Below are 1,797 nucleotides of genomic sequence, written 5' to 3' on the forward strand. Positions count from 1 at the left end.
AGCAAGCCCGCTCCCACATTGGGTCTCCACTGGGCAGAAATTTCTGCCTGGCGCAGATCCCCTGTGGGAGCGGGCTTGCTCGCGAAGAGGCCGGTACAGGCAGCGCAAAACTCAAGTCGGACAGGTCGCCTTGCCGTTATCCAGCCCCTGCTTGTAGCTGTGGCTCTGCAAACTGGCCTTGCCGTTGTGCCAGGTCAGGGTCAGCACGTACAGCGAATCGAAATCGCCCGACGCCCAGTCGTCGGTGATGGTCTGCTTTTCGCCGACGGCCTTGCCGGCAACCTTGTTGATCAGTTCCGGCAAATAGCCGTGCGACCATGCGGTGTAGATCGTCGCGTTGTGGTACTTGTCCTCGGTCAGCTCGCGCGCCAGATCACTGGTGTCGTTGGCGGAGAACTCGATGTTCACCGGCAGGCCGAGCTTGATCGCAGCGGGGCTGATGGTCATCAACGGACGGATGTAGCTGTAGGAATTGTCCAGTTCGCCTTCCTCGACATTGCGCGTCGGGTTGGCGGCGAACACGTAATCGGCCTTGCCGAATTTTTCCGGCAGCAGGGTCGACAGCTCGATCGCCCGGTTCAGGCCCTGACAGTTGAGCTGGCCGAGACCGCCCTCGGGTTTTTCCGCGTGGCGCAGGAAGATCAGCGTCTGCGTACCGTCCACCGGTTGCGCGCGAATCTGGCTCGATTCGAGCGACAAGGTCAGCGCACTGACTGCCAGCAGGGAGGGCAGGGCCACATAGGCGCGATGTTTGAAGCGTTTGGCGAAACTCATGAGGTTCGTCATTGAATATAGGTTCTTCAGCAAATTCGGTTGGGGCTGACCAACCCTTACACCGCGGGCTCCCAGCACCGGATGTTGTCCATGTCGTGTCGTACTTCCCTTGCAAAGACATAGCTCAGAGTCCACTGAGGCCGCTTGGTTCGATCCTGGCTTCTGCACACTAGCTGCAGAATGTTACGGTTCCTGGATTATGATCAGCGCTTCCCATGTGACTGGATGTTTCCCATGACCGATCTGTCCGCGTTCCCCATCACCCAGAAATGGCCGGCGCAGTACCCCGACTGGATTCAACTCTATTCCCTGCCGACCCCCAACGGCGTCAAGGTCTCGATCATGCTCGAAGAGATCGGCCTGCCCTACGAGCCGCACCGCGTGGGTTTCGACACGCAAGACCAGATGTCCCCGGAATTTTTGTCGCTGAACCCCAACAACAAGATCCCGGCGATCCTCGACCCCCACGGCCCGCAAGACCAGCCGCTGCCGCTGTTCGAATCCGGCGCGATCCTGATCTACCTCGCCGACAAGAGCGGCCAGTTGCTCGCCCAGGAGGGCGCGCTGCGCTACGAGACGATTCAGTGGCTGATGTTCCAGATGGGCGGTATCGGCCCGATGTTCGGTCAGCTCGGTTTCTTCAACAAATTCGCCGGCAAGGACTACGAGGACAAGCGTCCGCGTGACCGCTATGTCGAGGAGAGCAGACGCCTGCTCAACGTGCTCGACAAACGCCTGGAAGGTCGTGACTGGATCATGGGCGAGCGCTACACCATCGCCGACATCGCCACGTTCCCGTGGGTGCGTAACCTGATCGGGTTCTATGAGGCGGGGGATCTAGTGGGCATCAGCAACTTCCCGAACGTGACCCGGGTGCTGGAGCGATTTCTGGCTCGCCCGGCTGTGGTGCGCGGGTTGACCATTCCTTCCTGAGGCCACACATAACCCTGTGGGAGCGGGCTTGCTCGCGAAGGCGTCGTGTCAGTCAACACGTCTTTTTCTGATACACCTCCTTCGCGAGCA

At 60.0% G+C, this 1,797-nt stretch carries 2 protein-coding genes; one reads left to right on the forward strand and one right to left on the reverse strand.

From position 1 onward, the window contains the following. Positions 1-111: 111 nt before the first annotated feature. A complete protein-coding gene (locus QMX91_RS30975) occupies positions 112-786 on the reverse strand; it encodes a histidine phosphatase family protein (RefSeq protein ID WP_150369724.1) in 675 nt (224 codons plus the stop codon). Positions 787-1,008: 222 nt separating this feature from the next. On the opposite strand from QMX91_RS30975, the gene QMX91_RS30980 reads away from it, so the two are divergent. After that, entirely contained in the window at positions 1,009-1,707 is a 699-nt protein-coding gene (locus QMX91_RS30980) for a glutathione binding-like protein (RefSeq protein WP_282413894.1), read from the forward strand. Positions 1,708-1,797 lie beyond the last annotated feature (90 nt).

It is taken from the genome of Pseudomonas sp. PS01299 (genome assembly GCF_029960145.1).
Classification (GTDB): Bacteria; Pseudomonadota; Gammaproteobacteria; order Pseudomonadales; family Pseudomonadaceae; genus Aquipseudomonas; species Aquipseudomonas putida_A.